Origin of the sequence: Bradyrhizobium sp. 23 (genome assembly GCF_023073295.1) — a bacterium.
GTDB lineage: Bacteria > Pseudomonadota > Alphaproteobacteria > Rhizobiales > Xanthobacteraceae > Bradyrhizobium > Bradyrhizobium canariense_D.
On sequence record NZ_JADPJF010000042.1, the window covers coordinates 251,242 to 269,994 of the forward strand.

Sequence of the window (18,753 nt, forward strand, 5' to 3'; positions counted from 1 at the left end):
CCGTGGCGCGGCCGGCGCCTCCGCCTCCGCCGCGTGTTGCGCCGCCGCCACCGCCACGGGCGGCTCCACCCGTGGCGGTTGCTCGACCGGCGCCGCCGCCAATGGCGCGGCCCGCGCCGCCGGTCGCCCGGCCGGCGCCACCTCCGCCGCCCCGGACGGCCGTCGCGCCACCGCCGCCGCCGCGCCCGGCAGCACCTCCACCGCGTCCTCCGGCTCCGCCGCCGGCGGCAAAGAAGTGCCCGCCGAACCAGCCCAGATGCTAGGCAGGGGCTAGGCCGGAGCGATCTTTACGGAAGGGGGCTTCTTGCGGGCGAAAGCCGCCCCGAAAGGCCCTTATTTCCTTGCTTCTGGCCGAAATCGCGCTATACACCGCGCCATCTCACACGGAAGCATGGCTCACAAGGCCGTCCGGTGGCAGCCGGGGCGACAACGCTCTGTCCTGCTCACACGCTTCCGGAGGAACCAACCGGAGAATTAGAACGATGGCACTACCCGATTTCACTATGCGTCAGCTCCTCGAAGCCGGCGTGCACTTTGGTCACCAGTCTCACCGCTGGAATCCGAAAATGGCGCCGTTCATTTTCGGCGCCCGCAACAACATCCACATCGTCGACCTCGCGCAGACCGTGCCGTTGCTGCACAACGCCTTGCAGGCGGTCAGCGACACCGTCGCCAAGGGCGGCCGCATCCTGTTCGTCGGCACCAAGCGCCAGGCGCAGGACGGCGTTGCCGACGCGGCCAAGCGCTGCGCTCAGTACTTCGTCAATTCGCGCTGGCTCGGCGGCACGCTGACCAACTGGAAGACGATCTCGGGCTCGATCAAGCGCCTGCGTCATCTCGACGACGTGCTCGCCGGCGGCGATGCCTCCTCCTACACCAAGAAGGAGCGCCTGACCCTTCAGCGCGAGCGCGACAAGCTCGACCGCTCGCTCGGCGGCATCAAGGACATGGGCGGTCTGCCCGACCTGATCTTCGTGATCGACACCAACAAGGAAGACATCGCGATCCAGGAAGCCCAGCGGCTCAACATTCCGGTCGCGGCGATCGTCGACACCAATTCGGATCCGAAGGGCATCACTTATGTGGTGCCGGGAAATGACGACGCCGGCCGCGCGATTGCGCTCTATTGCGATCTGATCGCGCGCGCAGCGATTGACGGCATTTCACGCGCCCAGGGCGATTCCGGAATCGACGTCGGTGCTTCGGTTCGGCCGGTCGCAGAAGAGCTGCCCGCCACGAGCGGCTTCCAAGGCCTTGCCGGCCCGCGCGGGACGTCCGACGACCTCAAGAAGCTCCCGGGCGTGTCGGGCGCGATCGAGAAGAAGTTCAACGATCTCGGCATCTTCCACTTCTGGCAGCTGGCTGAGCTCGATCACGATACCGCGCACAAGATCGGCGAAGAAGTCGGCCTGCCGAGCCGCGCGGACGCCTGGGTGGCCAAGGCCAAGGCGCTGACCGCGGAAGCGGAATAGTCAAAAAGAGCGATGGGTTGGCCGGACAAGCTCCGGCCACCATTTCAGTTGACGCGAATTCCTGAGATGGACCGCGGCGAGGCGATCTGGCCGCGCCGCGGCAAACCGGCAGGCAAAAAGGATTTTGAACGATGGCAACGATCACAGCTGCGATGGTCAAGGACCTGCGCGAGTCGACCGGCGCAGGCATGATGGACTGCAAGGCCGCGCTGACCGAAAACGACGGCAACATGGAAGCGGCGCAGGATTGGCTGCGCAAGAAGGGCCTGTCGAAGGCCGCCAAGAAGTCGGGCCGCGTCGCCGCCGAGGGTCTGATCGGCGCGCTCACCAAGGGCAACAAGGGCGTCGTGGTCGAAGTCAATTCCGAGACTGACTTCGTCGCGCGCAACGGCCAGTTCCAGGGCCTCGTCAAGATGATCGCCCAGGTCGCATTCAACACCGGCGCCGATGTCGACAAGATCAAGGCCGCCAAGGTCGGCGACGTCACGATCGAAACTGCGATCAATGACGCAATCGCCACCATCGGCGAGAACATGACGCTGCGCCGCGCAGCTTCGCTCGAGGTCAGCCAGGGCGTGGTGTCGAGCTACGTCCATGGCGCGGTGGTCGAGGGCGCCGGCAAGATGGGCGTGATCGTGGCACTGGAATCCCCCGGCAAGGCCGACGAGCTCGCAACGCTTGGCCGCCAGATCGCGATGCATGTCGCGGCCGCCAACCCCCTGGCGCTGGATCCGTCCGGTCTCGATCCGGCGGTCGTCAAGCGCGAGAAGGACGTGCTCGCCGACAAATATCGCCAGCAGGGCAAGCCCGAGAACGTGATCGAGAAGATCGTCGAGTCCGGCCTGAAGACCTATTACAAGGAAGTTTGCCTGCTCGAGCAGGCCTTCATCCACGACACCGGGAAGTCGGTGGCGCAGGCGGTGAAGGAAGCCGAAGGCAAGGTCGGCGGCGCGGTGAAAATCGCGGGCTTTGTGCGCTATGCTCTCGGTGAGGGAATCGAGAAGCAGGAAAGCGACTTCGCGGCCGAGGTCGCGGCGGCCAGCGGCAAGAAGTAAGCGCCGGAACGTTCCTTCCGGCGTGCCGCCGGAAGCGGCGCCCGGACAAGGAAAGTGCTCATGACTGATCCGGTCTATCGTCGCGTCGTGATCAAGCTGTCCGGCGAATATCTCGCGGGACCGCAGGGTTTTGGCATCGATCAACCGACCATCGACCGGGTCGCCGACGATCTGATCGCCGCTCGCCACCTCGGCACCGAAGTCGCCGTCGTCATCGGCGGGGGCAATCTCTTTCGCGGCGTCGAGGTCTCCTCGCGCGGCGTGTCGCGCCCGACCGGTGACACCATGGGCATGCTCGCGACGATGATGAACTGCCTCGCGCTCGAGGCCACGATCGAGCGCAAGGGCACGCCTGCGCGCACGCTGTCGGCCTTCGTCATGCCCGAGATTTCCGAGCTGTTCACCCGCACCGCGGCACATAAATACCTCGCCGAGGGCCGGATCGTGCTGCTCGGCGGCGGAACCGGTAATCCGTTCTTCACCACGGACACGACCGCGGTGCTGCGCGCAGCCGAGATCGGCGCCCAGGCGGTTCTGAAGGCGACCAATGTCGACGGTGTCTACTCGGCCGACCCGAAGAAAGACCCGACGGCGACGCGATTCGACCGTCTGACGCATTCGCAGGCGATCGAGGGCGGCTACAAGGTGATGGATGCGACCGCCTTCGCGCTTGCCCGCGAGACGTCGCTGCCTATCATCGTGTTCTCGATCGCGGAGCCGGGCTCGATCGGCGCTGTACTGCGTGGCGGCGGCCACGGAACCATTGTCGCCGGCTGACGGCTTGTCGTTGCACCCTGAGAGAAGGTGCGGAGAGGTCGCCGGGATTTTGAAGGAGAAACGGGATGGCCACGGACAATTTCGATCTCAACGAAGTCAAGCGCCGCATGCAGGGCGCGATCCAGTCGCTCAAGCACGAGCTTGGCGGCCTGCGCACCGGTCGCGCCTCCGCCTCGATGCTCGATCCGGTGCAGGTCGACGCCTATGGCAGCCACATGCCGCTGAACCAGCTCGCCACCGTCAGCGTGCCGGAGCCGCGCCTGATTTCGGTGCAGGTCTGGGACAAGTCGATGGTCAAGGCGGTGGAGAAGGCGATCGTCGATTCCAATCTCGGCCTGTCGCCGGCGACTGAAGGCCAGGTTCTGCGCCTGCGCATCCCCGAACTCAATGAGGAGCGTCGCAAGGAGCTCGTCAAGGTCGCGCACAAATACGCGGAAGCCGCCAAGGTCGCCGCGCGCCACGTCCGCCGCGACGGTCTCGACGTTCTCAAGAAGCTCGAGAAGAATCACGAGATGTCCGAGGACGATCAGAAGCGCCACGCCGACGAGGTGCAGAAGGCGACCGACGGCACGATCTCCGAGATCGACCAGTTGCTGGCCGCCAAGGAAAAAGAAATCCTCACCGTCTAAGCAGGATGGATCGCGCTCTAGGTTATGTTCGCGCATGATCTTTACGGAAAACCGCTTCGCACTTTGCGCTAACGCGGCCCTTCGGGTCCGGATCATGCTTTAAGGCAGCCTCATGTCCAACGCCGCCGCGCCCGCAACGGAAGGACCAGATCGGTCCGATGCGCCTGCGCATGTCGCCATCATCATGGATGGCAACGGACGTTGGGCGGCCGCGCGCGGCTTGCCACGGGCGGAGGGCCATCGCCGCGGCGTGGAGGCCCTGCGTCGCGTGGTTCGGGCGTCGCATGAGCTTGGCATCCGCTATCTCACCATCTTCTCCTTCAGCTCGGAAAACTGGTCGCGTCCGGCGAGCGAGATCGGCGATCTGTTCGGCCTGTTGCGCCGCTTCATCCGCAACGATCTGGCGAGCCTGCATCGCGACGGCGTCAAGGTACGCATAATCGGCGAGCGGGACGGGCTGGAGGGCGACATCTGCGCACTTCTCAATGAGGCGGAGGAACTGACGCGCGATAACACGCGCCTCACGCTCGTCGTCGCCTTCAATTACGGCTCCCGGCAGGAGATCGCGAAGGCGGCGCAGAAGCTCGCGCGGGAAGTCGCCGAGGGCCGGCGCAGTCCCGACACGATCGATGCCGAGACACTGGGGGCGCATCTCGACGCGCCCGACATTCCCGATCCCGATCTCATCATCCGCACCAGTGGCGAGCAGCGCCTGTCCAACTTCCTGATGTGGCAGGCCGCCTATAGCGAGCTTGTCTTCGTGCCGATTCACTGGCCCGATTTCGACAAGGCGGCGCTGGAAGGCGCAATCGCCGAATTCGCCAGGCGCGAGCGCCGTTTCGGCGGCCTGGTCGCGAAAACCGCCTCGTGAGCGAGCCCAACTCCGCACCGGCCGGCTCTCAGCCTGCCCCGAGCAATCTCGTGATGCGAATCCTCGCGGCGCTGGTGCTGGCGCCGCTCGCCATTGCGCTCGCTTATGCCGGCGGCTGGCTGTGGGCGCTTCTCGTCACCCTGGTGTCGATCGGACTGTTCGCGGAATGGCTGATGGTGGTTGGCGCAGGCTCGACCGCGCTGACCGGGGCGGGGACGATCGTCATCGCCACGATGGGCTTGTGCGTTGCCTTCGGCGCGCTGAAGACCGCAATCATCACCGGCCTGATTGGCGGGGCGGTCGTGACGGTGATCGCGCGGGGCAAGTTCGTCTGGGCGGCCTCCGGATTTGCCTATGCGTCGGCGGCGCTACTCGCCTCGATCCTGCTGCGGAAGGATCTCGTGAACGGCTGCGCCGCGCTGATGTTCGTGCTGCTCGTGGTGTGGGCGACCGATATCGGCGGCTATTTCGCCGGCCGCGGCATCGGCGGACCGAAGCTGTGGCCGCGCGTGAGCCCGAAGAAGACCTGGTCAGGGGCGCTCGGCGGCTTTGCCGCGAGCCTTTTGGTCGCGGTCGCCTTTGCCGCTTGCGGGGTTGGAAAGATAGTTCCATTGCTGCTCGTCAGCGCGGTCCTCTCAATCGTGTCGGCCTGCGGCGATCTGTTCGAATCCGCGGTCAAGCGGCGCTTCGATGTCAAGGATTCCAGTCACTTAATTCCGGGCCATGGCGGGCTATTGGACCGTCTGGACGGTTTTGTCGCCGCCATCCTGGTGGCATGGATTATCGGCTTCCTCCGCCATGGTGTGCATAGCGCCGGAAGCGGTCTTATGGTTTGGTGAAGATATGAGCGCGGTTCCATTGCGTAACAACAAGGCTGCGGCATCGAGCGTCCGCAGCGTCACGGTTCTCGGCGCCACCGGCTCGATCGGCGACAGCACGATGGATCTGCTGCGCGCCTCTCCCGAGCGCTACCGTGTCGAGGCGCTGACGGCGAACAGCAATGTCGAGGCGCTGGCAAAGCTCGCGAAGGAGTTTTCCGCGCGCTTCGTTGCGATCGCCGACACCTCCAAGTTTGCCGAACTCAAGGCTGCGCTCGCGGGCACCGGCACCGAATGCGGCGCCGGTGAAAGCGCGGTGATCGAGGCCGGCGCGCGTCCGGCCGATTGGGTGATGGCCGCCGTGAGTGGCGCGGCCGGGCTGAAGCCGGCACTGGCGGCGGTCGATCGCGGCGCGCATGTCGCGCTCGCCAACAAGGAATGTCTCGTCTGCGCTGGTGATTTCTTCATGCAGCGCGCGGCGAAAGCGGGCGCCTGCATCCTGCCTGCGGATTCCGAGCACAATGCGCTGTTCCAGGCGCTCGCCTCGGGCAATCGCGACGAGCTCGTCCGTGTCATCATCACGGCCTCCGGCGGCCCCTTCCGCACCTGGAAGCCTGCCGACATCGAGCAGGCGACACTCGCGCAAGCCCTGAAGCATCCGAACTGGAGCATGGGCCAGAAGATCACGATCGATTCCGCCTCGATGATGAACAAGGGGCTCGAGGTGATCGAGGCCTCCTATCTGTTCGCGCTCTCGCCCGACGAGATCGACGTCCTCGTTCATCCGCAGTCGATCATCCACGGCATGGTTGAGTTCTCCGATCGCTCGGTCGTGGCCCAGCTCGGCTCACCCGACATGCGCACGCCGATCGCGCATTGCCTCGGCTGGCCCGACCGTATCAAGGGTCCGGCCGCCAAGCTCGATCTGGCCAAGATCGGCCAGTTGACCTTCGAGGCGCCAGATTTCGAGCGCTTCCCCGGGCTGCGCCTGGCCTTCGATTCTCTCCGGACCGGGAAGGGGGCGACCACGGTCTACAACGCCGCCAACGAGGTCGCGGTCGCCGCCTTCATCGCCGGCAAGATCCGGTTCGGGGCGATTGCCAGGCTGGTGGAGGAGACGCTGGATGACTGGGTCCGCAGCGGGAACCAGGCGCCGCTGACGTCAGCAGACGATGCAATCGCTGTTGACCATGTTGCGCGAAATAGGGCTGCCGCCCTATTGCCTCAAATTGCCTTAAAGGCATCCTAGATGGTTCGGGGCCAGGGCCTTGCGGCACTGGATGAGGGAATTCGATGATCGACTTTTTCGTCCATAGTTTCAATACGTTGAGCCATGGGCTCCTTGGCTACGCGGTTCCCTTCCTGTTCGTCCTGACCATCGTCGTGTTCTTCCATGAGCTCGGCCATTTCCTGGTCGCGCGCTGGGCAGGCGTTCGCGTGTTAACTTTTTCGCTCGGTTTCGGACCTGAGCTGGTCGGTTTCAACGACCGCCATGGCACCCGGTGGAAGATCTCGGCGATCCCGCTCGGCGGCTACGTCAAGTTCTTCGGCGACGAGAGCGAGGCTTCGACGCCGTCGTCCGAGAAGCTTGCGGCCATGACGGCCGAGGAGCGCGCCGGCAGCTTCCATCACAAGAAGGTCGGCCCGCGCGCCGCCATCGTTGCCGCCGGACCGATCGCCAATTTCATCCTGGGCGCGCTGATCTTCGCTGGCATGGCGCTGTATTACGGCAAGCCGAGCACGATTGCGCGCGTCGACGGTGTCGTCGCCGATGGCGCTGCGGCGGCAGCCGGCTTCAAGATCGGCGACGTCGTCGTCCAGATCGACGGCAAGCCGATCGAAAGCTTTGCCGACATGCAGCGCATGGTTGCGATGAATGCTGGTTCGCCGCTTGCCTTCCAGGTCAAGCGCGACGGTTCCATCGTGTCGCTGACCGCGACGCCGGCGCTGCTCGAGCGCAAGGATCCCTTCGGCAACAGCCACCGTCTCGGCGTGCTCGGCGTCGAACACAAGTCTCAGGCCGGGGAGGCCTCGACGTCGCCGGTCGGCGTCGGCGAAGCGCTCAAGATCGGGGTGGAGCAGGTCTGGTTCATCATCACCAGCACCTTCAAGTTCCTGGGCTCGTTGTTCGTCGGGAACGGCAATCCGAACGAGGTCAGCGGCGTGCTCGGCATTGCCAAGATGTCAGGGCAGGCGGCCAGCGCCGGGTTCCAGTTCGTGATCAACCTCTGCGCGGTGCTGTCGGTGTCGATCGGCCTGCTGAATCTGTTCCCGATCCCACTGCTCGATGGCGGTCACCTTATGTTCTATGCGGCGGAGGTCGCCCGTGGTCGGCCCCTGTCCGAGCGCACCCAGGAGATGGGGTTCCGAATCGGGCTTGGCTTGGTGCTGATGTTGATGGTGTTTGCGACCTATAACGACATCCTGCGAATGGCCGCATCCTGATAGGGGCTTTTTTGTGGCGTTGCCCGGGCGTTGCTCTTGGGCAACGTCTTGGAATGAAAATGAAATTACGGCGCGCTCGACCGTTTGCGGCGTCGGTGAAATTGTCTACAAGCGGCTTGAACTTGGGGAATCTCCAGACCGGCGTTGGGGTTGGGTCTGGTACGGAATGATAAGGGCGCGTTGCGCAATGAAGTTTGGACTGCGACTCCGGGGGGGCTTGCTCGCAACCCTGATCATGTTCGGCGCGCCGGTGCTTGCCCCGGTTGGGGCTGCCTTTGTGTCTTCGTCTGCGCTTGCTCAGACCGTGCAGTCGATTTCCGTCGAAGGAAATCGCCGGGTCGAGGTGGAGACGATCCGCTCCTACTTCAAGCCGGGTCCCGGCGGTCGCCTGGATCAGGGTGCCATCGACGACGGCCTCAAGGCGTTGATCGAGACCGGCCTGTTCCAGGACGTCAGGATCAACCGCGGGGCCGGTGGCCAGATCGTCGTCTCCGTGGTGGAAAACCCGGTGATCGGCCGCATTGCCTTCGAGGGCAACAAGAAGATCAAGGACGAGCAGCTCACCGGTGAAGTCCAGTCCAAGGCGCGCGGCACCTTCTCCCGCGCCATGGTGCAGTCCGACACCCTGCGAATCGCAGAAATCTATCGCCGCTCCGGCCGTTACGACGTTCGCGTCACGCCTGAAATCATCGAGCAGCCGAACAACCGCGTCGATCTCGTCTTCACGGTCGAGGAGGGCGCCAAGACCGGCGTCAAGTCGATCGAGTTCGTCGGCAACAACGCGTACTCGTCCTACCGCCTGCGCGACGTCATCAAGACGCACGAATCCAACCTGCTGAGCTTCCTCGCCAGCAGCGACATCTACGATCCCGATCGGGTCGAGGCCGACCGCGACCTGATCCGCCGCTTCTATCTCAAGAACGGTTTCGCCGACGTCCAGGTCGTCGCCGCGCTCACCGAATACGATCCGGAGAAGAAGGGTTTCAACGTTACCTTCAAGATCGAGGAGGGCTCGCAATACCGGGTCGGCTCGATCGACTTCCGCTCCAGCATTCCCAACTTCGATCCCACCTCGATGCGCAACTATTCGCGCGTCAATGTCGGCTCGCTCTACAACGTCGAATCGGTCGAGAAGTCGGTCGAGGAGATGCAGATCGAGGCCTCGCGTCGCGGTTACGCCTTCGCCGTGGTCCGTCCCGGCGGCGACCGCAATTTCGAGGCGCACACCGTGTCGGTCGTGTTCAACATCGACGAGGGTCCGCGCACCTATATCGAGCGCATCAACCTTCGCGGCAACACCCGCACGCGCGACTACGTGATTCGTCGCGAGTTCGACGTCTCCGAGGGCGATGCCTACAACCGCGCGCTGGTCGACCGTGCCGAGCGCCGCTTGAAGAACCTCGACTATTTCAAGAGCGTGAAGATCACGACGGAGCCCGGCTCGTCGAGCGACCGCGTGATCCTGCTCGTGGACATGGAAGAGAAATCGACCGGCGACTTCTCGGTCTCGGGTGGTTATTCCACCACCGACGGCGCGCTGGCCGAAGTCTCGGTTTCCGAACGCAATTTGCTCGGCCGCGGCCTGTTCGCCAAGGCGGCGGTGACCTACGGCCAGTATGCCCGCGGCTACTCGCTGTCGTTCGTCGAACCCTATCTGCTCGACTACCGGGTCGCGCTGGGTCTCGACCTCTATCAGCGTGAGCAGAGGTCCAACAGCTACATCTCCTACGGCACCAAGACGCTCGGCTTCTCGCCGCGCCTCGGTTTCTCCCTGCGGGAAGATCTGTCGCTGCAGGTGCGCTACTCGATCTACCGGCAGGAAATCACGCTGCCGTCGTACCTCGCGAACTGTAACAACAACCAGTTCCTTGCCGACGGTGTCACTCCGAATCCGGCATTCAATCCAAGCCCGGCTTTCTCCGCGGCGAGTGGTATTCCTCTGGCTCCCTCGACCAACGGCCTCGGCTGCTACAGCGACGGCGAGGCCTCGCTGCCGGTCCGCAAGGAGCTTGCCAACGGCAAGACCCTGACCTCGGCGCTCGGCTACACGCTGACCTACAACACGCTCGACAACAACAAGAACCCCACCGACGGTCTGCTGGTCGATTTCCGGCAGGACTTCGCCGGCGTCGGCGGCGACGTCTCCTATCTGAAGACTGTGGTTGACGCGAAGTACTACACTCCGCTGGTCTCCGATATCGTCGGTCTCGTTCGCCTCCAGGGCGGCATGCTGAACAAGATGGGCAGCGATCTGCGCATGCTCGATCATTTCCAGATGGGCCCGAACCTCGTCCGCGGCTTTGCCCCGAACGGCATCGGACCGCGCGATTTGAACCCCTTCGGTACGCAGGACGCGCTTGGCGGCACCAAGTATTGGGGTGCTTCGCTCGAATTGCAGATGCCGTTCTGGTTCCTGCCGAAGGAAGTGGGTCTGAAGGGCGCCGTCTACGCCGACGCCGGCGGACTGTTCGACTATCAGGGACCGACGACGTGGTCGGTGACCAACGAACTGACCACGACCAAGAATTCGAGCTGCACGCCGTCGACCGTCAATCCCGCTTCGGCTGGAACCTGCACCGGCCTGGTGTATGACAATGGCAATGCGGTCCGGTCGTCGGTCGGCGTCGGCTTGATCTGGGCCTCGCCGTTCGGTCCGCTGCGCTTCGACTACGCCGTGCCGCTGACCAAGGGCAAGAACGACCGTACGCAGGAGTTCCGGTTCGGCGGCGGCACCTCGTTCTAATTCGAACAGCACGGCACGATCCGGACCACCGGAGCCGGTTTCCGAAAGGGATCGTGCCAATCCAGGAGATGAGGCATGATGCGGCTTGGCCGCTTCATGCCGAAGCCGGACCGCGACGGGGTGGAATGGCGCAGCCGACCTTCTTCACACAGCCGCCCGCCTCAGCGCTGGCTAACATCGCCACGCTGACCAAGGCGGAGTTGGTCGATCCCGCCAGGGGCGGCCAAATCATCAGGGGTCTTGCTTCGCTCGACGAAGCCGGCCCGATGCACCTGACGTTCTTCGACAATCTCAAATATGCCGATGAGCTCAAGGCGACCAAGGCCGGTGCTTGCCTGGTGAGCCCACGCTTCGAGGCGCGGGTGCCCGCGCATGTCGCCGTGCTGCGGGCGCCACAGCCGTTCCGCGCCTTCGTCAGGATCGCGCGGGAGTGGCATGGCGACGCGCTCCGGCCGCAATCCTGGACCGGCAACGACGCCATCGCGCCGTCGGCCATCATCGACCCCACCGCCAGGCTCGAGGACGGCGTGATCGTCGATCCCTTGGCCGTGATCGGCCCTGACGTGGAGATCGGCAGCGGCACGGTGATCGGTGTGGGGGCCGTGATCGGCCCCGGCGTCAAGATCGGCCGGGACTGCAATGTCGGCGCACGCACCGCCATCCAGTGCGCGCTGATCGGCAACGACGTGCTGATCCACCCCGGTTGTTCGATCGGCCAGGACGGCTACGGCTTCATCTTCTTCGGCCCCGAGGGCCATCTGAAGGTGCCCCAGACCGGCCGCGTGCTGATTCAGAACAACGTGGAGGTCGGCGCCGGCACCACCATCGATCGGGGCTCCTTGCGCGACACCGTGATCGGGGAAGGGACCAAAATCGACAATCAGGTCCAGATCGGCCACAATGTGACCATTGGCCGGCACTGCCTGCTGGCAGCCCAGATCGGCCTTGCCGGCAGCCTCACCCTCGGCGACAACGTGGCGCTGGGAGCGAAGGTGGGCATCAACAATCACGTCAAGATCGGGGATGGAGCTCAGGTGACTGCCATGAGCGGCGTCAAGGACGACGTTCCTCCCAACGGACGTTGGGGTGGTTTTTTCGCCAAGCCGACCAGGCAGTGGTTCAAGGAAATTTTGGCGGTCGAGCGCTTGGCGCGCGACAGCAAGGCCGATCCGAAGCAGGAGGAACGGGAGTGACGGACGAAGCACCGGTCAGGTTCGAGCTTGTGGACATCAACATGATCCTGCAAACGCTCCCGCACCGTTTTCCGATGCTGCTGATCGATCGCGTGATCAACATCCGCACCGATTACAGCGGCATCGGCATCAAGAATGTCACCTTCAACGAACCGCCGTTCCAGGGCCACTTTCCCGATCGCCCGGTCTATCCCGGCGTCATGATGATCGAAGCGATGGCGCAGACCGCGGGTGTGATCGGCATCAAGTCGGTCGAAGGCACCGAGAAGCCGCGCGCGGTCTATTTCCTCACCATCGACAAGTGCAAGTTCCGCAAGCCTGTGCTGCCCGGCGATACCATCGAATACCACATGCGCTCGATCGGCCGCCGCAAGGCCATGTGGTGGTTTCACGGCGACGCCAAGGTCAACGGCCAGGTGGTTGCGGAGGCCGACGTCGGCGCCATGCTGACCGACTGAGCGGGATCAACTTCTCTGGATGCGCTCGCGCGCAGGACACGCGTACCGGCCGCCGCTGACCTCGCGCTTGATGTTCTGGTTGAAGAACTGTCCCATGGACGGTGCGCCCAGCAGGCGCTCGACCGTGTCGACCGGTACGCCGCAATAGCGGTCATAAACGCCTTCAACGGCCACGACGAGGGCCTGCTGCGCACGGTCGTAACAGACCCGCTGAAGCACCGTGCTGCGGCTGATGTCGCGGCACTCGAACGTCGCGAGGTCGATGGGGCGGTGTTCGGCGGTCTCGATCGTCTCGGAGACGATCGGCGCCGCGGCGAACTGTGCGAGGAGAAGTGCCAGGGCCCTGACCACGATACCTGAAGCTCCGCGTGAACTTGTTGATGACCCGGGAAGGCTGCCTCATCCGGCACTTGAAACACGGAGAGATCATACGTCACTGGACAGATCGGGCATAGTCGCGCTAACCAGCGGAAAACCGAGCGACTTCAACACCTAATCAGACCTTCTTGATGAGTCAGATTGCTTGATGAGTAAGATTGACCCCACCGCACGGATCGCGGACGGCGCCGTGATCGGCGAGGGCACCGAGATCGGCCCCTTCTGCATCATCGGCCCGCATGTCGCGATCGGCAATAACTGCAAGCTGATCGGACAGGTCACCGTCATCGGCCACACCTCGATCGGAGATGGCTGCGTGATCTCGCCGTTCGCGGTGCTGGGCGGGGCGCCCCAGGATCTCAGCTACAAGGGCGAGCCCACGAAGCTTGAGATCGGCTCGGGCTGCACCATCCGCGAAGGTGCGACCATGAATGTCGGCACCATCAAGGGCGGTGGCCTGACGCGCGTCGGCAACGACGGCTATTTCATGAACAACAGTCATGTCGGGCATGACTGCATGGTCGGCAACAACGTGATCTTCGCAACCTCGGCGACGCTCGGCGGCCATTGCGAGATCGGTGACGCCGTCTATATCGGCGGCCTGTCCGCAGTGCATCAGTTCACCCGCATCGGCCCCTATGTGATGGTTGGCGGTGTCTGCGGCGTGCGCGACGACGTCATCCCGTATGGGCTGGTCAACGGCCAATATGCGGTGCTCGAAGGCCTCAACCTGATCGGCATGAAGCGGCGCAAGTTCACCAAGCAGCGGCTTGTGACCGTGCGCGCGTTCTACCAGAAACTCTTCCGTGGCCCCGCTACCTTTGCCGAACGCCTGGAGGCGGCGCGGCCGCTCGCCGGTGGAGATCCGGCGATCGGCGAAATCCTCGACTTCATCGGCAAGGGCAAGCGCCCGCTCTGTCTTCCCGCCATCGCGAAGTGATGATGGAATGGCCCCGGGCATGACATCGGCGGCTTCGGAAATTTCATCGCCGGTCGGCGTCGTCGCTGGCGGCGGCGCGATGCCGTTCGCGGTTGCCGACTCGCTCGCCGCCCGCGGCATCACGCCGGTGTTGTTTCCGCTTCGGGGAGCCTGCGATCCCGCGCGGGTAGAGAAATTCCGTCATCGCTGGATCTCGGTCGGCCAGCTCGGCCGCGCTATGCGGCTGTTTCGCGAGGAGGGCTGCCGCGACCTGATTTTCATCGGCACGCTGGTGCGACCTTCGCTCTCGGAGGTCCGGGTCGACTTCACGACGCTTCGGCTGCTCGGCAATGTCATCCGCGCCTTCCGCGGCGGCGACGATCATTTGTTGTCCGGCGTCGGGCGCATTCTCGAGCAGGGCGGCTTTCGCATGGTCGGCATCAAGGATGTCGCGCCCGATCTGCTGATGCCCGAGGGCTGCATCAGCCGCGCCTGGCCGAGCGACACCGGCAAGACCGACATCGAGCGCGGACGCGCGGTGCTGACCGCCCTCGGTCCGTTCGACATCGGCCAGGCCGCGGTCGTGATCGACGGCCATGTGGTGGCGGTCGAGGATATCGAGGGCACCGATGCACTGCTCGCGCGCGTGGAACGGCTGCGCGAAGAGGGCCGCATCCGCGCCGCCACCGGGCGGGGCGTGCTGGTGAAGGTCCCAAAGAGCGGGCAGGATCTGCGCTTCGACCTGCCGACGATCGGCCCGCGCACCCTCGAGGGCGTCGCCGCCGCAGGGCTGGCCGGGATCGCCGTCGTTGCCGGCAACACCATCGCCGCCGAGCCGCAGGCAATGATCGCACTCGCCGACGCAAAATATCTCTTCGTCATCGGCCTGCCGGCGTGATGCAGGGTCGCGATCCCAAGCGCAAGATCTTCCTGATCGCCACGGAGGAATCCGGCGACCGGCTCGGCAGCGCCTTGATGAAGGTGCTGCGCCAGCGCCTCGGCGACGGCGTGCAGTTCGTGGGCGTCGGCGGCCACACCATGGCGCGCCAGGGGCTCGAGACGCTGTTTCCGATCGAGCAGCTCTCGATCGTCGGCTTCGCCGCGGTCGTGCAGCAATTGCCGAAGATCCTGCGGCTGATCCGCGAGACCGCGGAGGCAGTGACCGAAGCCGCGCCGGACGCGCTCGTCATCATCGACAGCCCCGATTTCACCCACCGTGTCGCCCGCCGCGTGCGGACGCGCAATCCGGCGATCCCGATCGTCGACTACGTCTCGCCACAGCTCTGGGCCTGGCGGCCGGGACGGGCGCGGACCATGCTCGGCTATGTCGACCATGTGCTCGGCCTGTTGCCATTCGAGCCGGAGGAATACCGCAAGCTCGGCGGGCCGCCATGCAGCTATGTCGGCCATCCCCTGATCGAGCAATTGCCCTCGCTACGGCCGAACGCGGAGGAGCAGGCGCGCCGCGACGGCGAGCCGCCGGTCTTGCTGGTGTTGCCCGGCAGCCGCCGCAGCGAGATCAGGCACCATCTCGACGTGTTCGGCGCGACGCTCGGCCGATTGCAGACCGAAGGCCGCGCGTTCGAGCTGATGCTGCCGACCATGCCGCATCTCGAAACCACCATCCGCGAAGGCATCGCGAACTGGCCGGTCAAGCCTCAAATCGTGGTCGGCGAGAACGAGAAGCGCGCTGCCTTCCGCATCGCGCGCGCGGCACTGGCAAAATCCGGCACGGTGACGCTGGAGCTCGCGCTATCGGGCATTCCGATGGTGACAGCCTATCGCGTCGGCGCGATCGAAGCCTTCATCCTGCGCCGCGCGATCCGCGTCTCCTCGGTGATCCTCGCCAATCTCGTGATCGGCAAGGATTTCATCCCGGAGTTCCTGCAGGAAGACTGCACGCCGGAGAAGCTGGCACCCGCGCTCTCGGAGCTTCTGACCGATTCATCGCTGCGCCGGCAGCAGGTGGAAGCATTCGCCCAGCTCGATGCGATCATGTCGACCGGCAACAGATCGCCGAGCGTGCTCGCAGCTGACATCGTGCTGGCGACGATGCGCAAGGGTAGGCGGGCAGGCTTGGACGTGTACTCATAAACGTTGGCTTACCAGCGCAAAGCGGAAGTCTCCTAACCTTGGGCGTGATCGGCGGTTTGTGACCCAGAGCAGACCTCGCGTCGATTTGCATCTCTCATCGTCTCGGTAAGACTGCCAACATCCTCGGTCCACCAAACAACCACGGCAAACCGGGATGTCAGGTGCATGTCAGGATCTGCGCGCAATATCTTGTGCGCTCGCCTAGGTGCGGCCTCCTGATTGGATTTACCTAAAGGGACGCATGCGTCTTGCTCTAAAAATGTTCAGATTTCTTGTCGCGATCTTGCTTCTTGGGATTTTAGGGTTCGCTGGCTGGCTGACCTTCAGCCCACCCAATGGACTAGTGTCCGCCTCGGCTTATGCGGCAAAAATGGTTTGCTCGAATGTGTTCATTGCCGAACGTGATGCGGATGCGGTGATCAAAACCGACCTCGCGTTAACACATCCACGCATTGTCGAACGTCTGAAGATCAACGTCGACACCGCCAACCAGCGTGTCGAGGCGGCATATCGAGGCCTGTTCGCCAAACGCTACGCCCAATATGAGGAAGGACGTGGTTGTACGCTGGTGTCTAAGGACGAAGTCCCCGACCGTGCCGAGCCGCCCTCACTGCCCGGAAAGCCTAGTGCGCTCTGGCCGGTCGGCGAGAGTGCTCAATTGTCTGACGACAAACACTTACTGGCGACGCTGAACGATCCGGCTCTCCAGGGGCCGGGCATGCGCGCGATCGTCGTGGTCCAGGACGGGCGCATCATCGGAGAAACCTACGGCGAAGGCTTCAACGCTTCGACGCCCCTCCAGGGCTGGTCGATGACGAAGACCGTGAACGCCGCCTTGGCCGGCATGGCGATCAGGGACGGAAAGCTTTCGCTGGACCGAAAAAATCTGTTTCCGCAGTGGACTGGCGACGCGCGCGCGGACATCTCGGTGGCCGATTTGATGGCCATGACAAGCGGATTGAAATGGAGCGAGGACGGTGACTCTCCCGACCCCGACGGGTTAGAAAATCTCGCACATGATGCGGCGGCTTTCGCGCGGGACCGTCCGCTTGTCGCCCCGCCTGGAACGCAGTTCAACTATTCCGGGGGTTCGTCTGTCCTGTTGGCCCGGGTCTGGCAGAACGCGGTTGGAGCGGACGCGCGAGCGTATCCGCAGGAGCGATTGTTCAAGCCTTTGGGCATGACCAGCGCTGTTCTTGAGGCTGACCCTTCAGGCACATTCCTTGGCGAAGCCTTTCTCTTCGCCAATGCGCATGATTGGGCGCGCTTCGGCGAATTCCTGCGCATGAACGGAGAGTGGAACGGTGCTCAGCTTTTGCCGCCGGGCTTTGTCGATTACATGCGCTCGCCTGTGCCAGCGTCCGATGAGGGACATGGCCCGGTCTACGGTCGCGGACAGCTTTGGTTGGGGCCGGGCCAGGGATTCCGACTCCCTACCGACACGTTCATGTTGCAAGGGCACCTGCGCCAGGTGATTGCGATCATCCCCTCGCGTAAACTGGTGATCCTGCGTATGGGTCTCACGCGGGAAGATATCGGGTACAGCGTCGCGAAACTACTGTAGGCGATTGTGGCGGCGCGCCGATCGAATGAATGAGCGATTACTTCCGCTTGTGGCCCAACTCGGACCCAGGGAGAGTTACGCCAACGCGACTGCTATCAGATACGGAGCGGACCTCTACGAGGCAGCTCGGGTTTGTGAGTACACGCTCTAGCCGAGACCAGCGTCGACCTGAAAACACTGCCGCGTGATGCGCTGGCTGTCGTCCGAGGCGAGGAAAAGCGCCATGTTGGCGATGTCGTCGGGCGTCACCGCGTCGGGAATGGCCTGACGCGTGCGCAGCTCGGCGATCACCTGGTCGTCCGGGTACCACAGCCGGCGCTGACGCTCCGTGATCACCATCCCCGGCGCTATCGCGTTGACGCGGATGCGGTCGGGCCCGAGCGACCGGGCCAGGGAGTTGGTGAAGCCGACGATCGCGGCCTTTGCCGCGGCGTAGACAGGCAGCCCCGGCGCGCCGCGCATCCAGGCAATCGACGACATGTTGATGATCGAACCGCTGCCGCGCGCCTGCATCTGCGGCACCACCGCTTGCGCGGCAAAGAAGACGTGCTTGAGGTTGACGCCGATCATCCAGTCGAATTCGGCCGGCGTCACCTCGGCCAGCACCTGACGCTGATCATTGGCGGCGTTGTTGACGAGGACCGCGGCATCGCCAAGCGATCCCCGGACCTGCGCCATGGCGCCGCGCAAGGCGTCGATGTCGAGGAGATCGCACGGCACGAACAAGGGTACGGTCCCGGCCGCGGCCTTCACTTCCGCGACCAGCGCCCGGCCGGCTGCTTCATCGAGATCCAGGAACGCGACGCGCGCCCCTTGCGCCGCGAACGCCCGCACGAAGGCGGCACCGATGCCGCTGGCGCCACCGGTGATCAACACCACGCGGTCCCTAAGGCCGGCATAGCTCGTTCTTGTCATGCGATCAGTCGCTCCGTCTCGGGGTCGAACAGGCAGATGCGACGCGTGTCGAGCGCGAACGGGGCGGCGGCGCCCGGTGTGGGGCGGATGTCCGGCGTGATGCGCGCCAGCGCAGGCTCGCCGCCAAGCCGCAGCAGCACGATCGTTTCGGCTCCCGTCGGCTCGACCATCTCCACCGGCGCGTTGACGACGACGGGCGGATCGGCGGAGAACACGCGGCTGCCCTCGGCGATGCATTCCGGCCTGATCCCGACCACCACGTCACGGCCGACAAAGGGGGCCGCCGCGTCGTATTGGCCAAGGCGGAGGCGGACCTCGTCCGGCCGTCCCGCGCCGATCACGACCACCGGGCCGCTGGCATCAGCGTCGAGCCGTGCCGGCATCGTGTTCATCGGCGGCGAGCCCATGAAGCGGGCCACGAA

The 18,753-nt window shown here is 64.4% G+C and carries 19 protein-coding genes; 16 read left to right on the forward strand and 3 right to left on the reverse strand.

Annotated elements, in window-relative coordinates; all coding sequences use genetic code 11:
- The 12 genes from IVB32_RS10960 to fabZ form a co-directional block, all read left to right on the forward strand.
- Positions 1-263 (forward strand): hypothetical protein (locus tag IVB32_RS10960; protein WP_247410360.1); only part of this gene is annotated, 263 nt, incomplete at its 5' end.
- Between the two features lie 219 nt (positions 264-482).
- Positions 483-1,472, forward strand: a complete 990-nt coding sequence (locus IVB32_RS10965) for a 30S ribosomal protein S2 (protein ID WP_007603625.1) — start codon at positions 483-485, stop codon at positions 1,470-1,472.
- 131 nt (positions 1,473-1,603) lie between these two features.
- A complete protein-coding gene (gene tsf / locus IVB32_RS10970) occupies positions 1,604-2,527 on the forward strand; it encodes a translation elongation factor Ts (RefSeq protein WP_018455041.1) in 924 nt (307 codons plus the stop codon).
- A 60-nt stretch (positions 2,528-2,587) separates the two neighbouring features.
- Entirely contained in the window at positions 2,588-3,304 is a 717-nt protein-coding gene (pyrH, locus tag IVB32_RS10975) for a UMP kinase (protein WP_018455040.1), read from the forward strand.
- Positions 3,305-3,369: 65 nt separating this feature from the next.
- Positions 3,370-3,933: a ribosome recycling factor gene (gene frr, locus IVB32_RS10980; protein WP_007603628.1), complete on the forward strand. Its 564-nt coding sequence runs from the start codon at positions 3,370-3,372 to the stop codon at positions 3,931-3,933.
- 112 nt (positions 3,934-4,045) lie between these two features.
- Positions 4,046-4,804 carry an isoprenyl transferase gene (locus IVB32_RS10985; protein ID WP_007610887.1) on the forward strand — a complete coding sequence of 253 codons (759 nt, stop codon included), beginning with the start codon at positions 4,046-4,048 and terminating at the stop codon, positions 4,802-4,804.
- The gene (locus IVB32_RS10990; protein WP_247298523.1) at positions 4,801-5,643 is read left to right on the forward strand and encodes a phosphatidate cytidylyltransferase; all 843 of its coding nucleotides are present in this window, start codon (positions 4,801-4,803) and stop codon (positions 5,641-5,643) included. The genes IVB32_RS10985 and IVB32_RS10990 overlap by 4 nt, the downstream gene beginning before the upstream one ends.
- A 4-nt stretch (positions 5,644-5,647) precedes the next feature.
- Positions 5,648-6,871, forward strand: a complete 1,224-nt coding sequence (dxr, locus tag IVB32_RS10995; RefSeq protein ID WP_247298526.1) for a 1-deoxy-D-xylulose-5-phosphate reductoisomerase — start codon at positions 5,648-5,650, stop codon at positions 6,869-6,871.
- Between the two features lie 44 nt (positions 6,872-6,915).
- On the forward strand, positions 6,916-8,067 hold the full coding sequence (rseP, locus tag IVB32_RS11000; protein ID WP_085353280.1) for an RIP metalloprotease RseP: 1,152 nt from the start codon (positions 6,916-6,918) through the stop codon (positions 8,065-8,067).
- A 187-nt stretch (positions 8,068-8,254) separates the two neighbouring features.
- Positions 8,255-10,810, forward strand: coding sequence for an outer membrane protein assembly factor BamA (bamA, locus tag IVB32_RS11005; RefSeq protein ID WP_026232862.1), 2,556 nt, complete (start codon positions 8,255-8,257; stop codon positions 10,808-10,810).
- Positions 10,811-10,935: 125 nt separating this feature from the next.
- Positions 10,936-12,003 carry a UDP-3-O-(3-hydroxymyristoyl)glucosamine N-acyltransferase gene (lpxD, locus tag IVB32_RS11010; protein WP_247298529.1) on the forward strand — a complete coding sequence of 356 codons (1,068 nt, stop codon included), beginning with the start codon at positions 10,936-10,938 and terminating at the stop codon, positions 12,001-12,003.
- Positions 12,000-12,461 carry a 3-hydroxyacyl-ACP dehydratase FabZ gene (fabZ, locus tag IVB32_RS11015; RefSeq protein ID WP_007610868.1) on the forward strand — a complete coding sequence of 154 codons (462 nt, stop codon included), beginning with the start codon at positions 12,000-12,002 and terminating at the stop codon, positions 12,459-12,461. The genes lpxD and fabZ overlap by 4 nt, the downstream gene beginning before the upstream one ends.
- Before the next feature lie 6 nt (positions 12,462-12,467).
- On the opposite strand, the gene IVB32_RS11020 is transcribed toward fabZ, so the two are convergent.
- Positions 12,468-12,812 carry a KTSC domain-containing protein gene (locus IVB32_RS11020; protein ID WP_085353277.1) on the reverse strand — a complete coding sequence of 115 codons (345 nt, stop codon included), beginning with the start codon at positions 12,810-12,812 and terminating at the stop codon, positions 12,468-12,470.
- A 175-nt stretch (positions 12,813-12,987) separates the two neighbouring features.
- Here IVB32_RS11020 and lpxA point away from each other — a divergent pair, with 175 nt between their 5' ends.
- The 4 genes from lpxA to IVB32_RS11040 all read left to right on the forward strand — a co-directional run bounded on the left by lpxA (position 12,988) and on the right by IVB32_RS11040 (position 17,416).
- Entirely contained in the window at positions 12,988-13,779 is a 792-nt protein-coding gene (lpxA, locus tag IVB32_RS11025; protein ID WP_247298534.1) for an acyl-ACP--UDP-N-acetylglucosamine O-acyltransferase, read from the forward strand.
- A gap of 19 nt (positions 13,780-13,798) precedes the next feature.
- The gene (gene lpxI / locus IVB32_RS11030) at positions 13,799-14,656 is read left to right on the forward strand and encodes a UDP-2,3-diacylglucosamine diphosphatase LpxI (protein ID WP_039799320.1); all 858 of its coding nucleotides are present in this window, start codon (positions 13,799-13,801) and stop codon (positions 14,654-14,656) included.
- Positions 14,653-15,852, forward strand: coding sequence for a lipid-A-disaccharide synthase (gene lpxB, locus IVB32_RS11035; RefSeq protein ID WP_247298536.1), 1,200 nt, complete (start codon positions 14,653-14,655; stop codon positions 15,850-15,852). The genes lpxI and lpxB overlap by 4 nt, the downstream gene beginning before the upstream one ends.
- A 241-nt stretch (positions 15,853-16,093) precedes the next feature.
- Positions 16,094-17,416, forward strand: coding sequence for a serine hydrolase (locus IVB32_RS11040; RefSeq protein WP_247298539.1), 1,323 nt, complete (start codon positions 16,094-16,096; stop codon positions 17,414-17,416).
- A gap of 147 nt (positions 17,417-17,563) precedes the next feature.
- Here IVB32_RS11040 and IVB32_RS11045 read toward each other — a convergent pair whose 3' ends face one another.
- Positions 17,564-18,331 (reverse strand): SDR family oxidoreductase, encoded by a 768-nt coding sequence (locus IVB32_RS11045; RefSeq protein ID WP_247296565.1) that lies wholly within the window; start codon positions 18,329-18,331, stop codon positions 17,564-17,566.
- Positions 18,328-18,753: TOBE domain-containing protein (locus IVB32_RS11050; RefSeq protein ID WP_247410363.1), on the reverse strand; the 426-nt coding region annotated here is incomplete at its 5' end. The genes IVB32_RS11050 and IVB32_RS11045, both read right to left, overlap by 4 nt.